Origin of the sequence: Mycolicibacterium peregrinum (assembly GCF_001665625.1) — a bacterium.
Lineage (GTDB): Bacteria > Actinomycetota > Actinomycetes > Mycobacteriales > Mycobacteriaceae > Mycobacterium > Mycobacterium peregrinum_B.
The window spans coordinates 1-1,242 of record NZ_LZSY01000038.1; the positions used below are offsets into that span (position 1 = coordinate 1).

Sequence of the window (1,242 nt, forward strand, 5' to 3'; positions counted from 1 at the left end):
AACGCCATCTTGGATGCCTGCAGTGTCCAGACAGTCTCCGGTGAGTGGTCGGGCGGCGGGGCGGGGCTGCGTGACCGCTTGTTCTTCGCCGTGCTGGCCGAAACCGGCATGCGCATCGGTGAAGCACTATCGCTGCGCCACAGCGATTTTCATATCGCCGGTGGCGGCACCCCGTCGATACTGGTGGCGGGCCGTGATGATCATCCGCACGGGGTGCGCGCGAAATCGGGCCCGCGCCGGATTTACATCGGCGACGATCTGGTCGCCCTCTACACCGAGTACGTGTGGCAGTTGGTGGCCGCCGGCGCGGATGTCACGGTCGGCGATCTGGCGTCGTGTTTCGTGTTTGTCAACCTGGTGCGAGGCGTGCGCTATGCCCCGCTGCGACCGGAAACCATCTACGACAAGGTGGATCTGATCACCGCGCGCCGAACCGGCGTGCTGCCTGAGCAGTGGACGCCGCACTGGCTGCGCCACACCCACGCCACCGCGTTGTTGCTGGCTGGGGTGGATGTGCATGTGGTGATGCGTCGTCTCGGTCACGCCGACGTGCAGACCACGTTGTCGACCTACGGGTGGGTGACCGCCGACGCCGAGATGCGCACGCTGGCCGAATGGAAGAACTATGTCGCTGGGTGGAAGGTGAACCGTGACGGGCAATGACAGTCCTGCACCAGCGCATACCCCACCGACGCGCGGTGCCGCCGGGGATCGGTGGACACAGCAGTGGCAACAAGTGCCGCCGCAGTGGCGCAGGCTGGTCTATCACCTGGATACCGGCCCGGCCAACACGGTCTTTCAGCGCAACCCGCGCTACCGGCCCACCCCGGACGGCCACGACTTCACCCCGCAGGGTGTGCCGCAACGGTTGTGCGAGGAGCTCGCGTGGTGGGTGTGGCTGTGTGGACACGAAGAACGTCGCAAGATCGAACCGTCGCTGCTGAAATGGACCAGCGGTGCACTGAGCATCGCCGCCGCCGACTACCACCAACGGCACCGGCGTTACCCGGTCAGTGTCGCTGATCTGAGCGCCGAGGCCATCGTGCGTCACGGGGTACGCGAGTTCGAGCGCCGCACCGGTCGGCTGCCCTCGGCCGGGTTTCGGCGCAACGTGGCCAGTTTCATCGAGCACCTGCACCTGTACGTGTCGGTCCGCTGCACCGACCGGCCATGGTGGGCTCATGACATCTGGGATCTGGACGCTGATCCCAGAATCCCGCAGCGTGAGCACGAACCCTGCCA

Annotated in this window: 1 protein-coding gene and 1 pseudogene; both read left to right on the forward strand. The window is 66.0% G+C overall.

Translation table 11 applies throughout. From position 1 onward, the window contains the following. The coding region (locus A5779_RS05515; protein WP_165609745.1) for a tyrosine-type recombinase/integrase at nucleotides 1-663 on the forward strand (663 nt) is incomplete at its 5' end. Next, nucleotides 650-1,242: pseudogene (locus A5779_RS05520) on the forward strand (tyrosine-type recombinase/integrase); the annotation flags it as partial. The gene A5779_RS05515 and the pseudogene A5779_RS05520, both read left to right, overlap by 14 nt.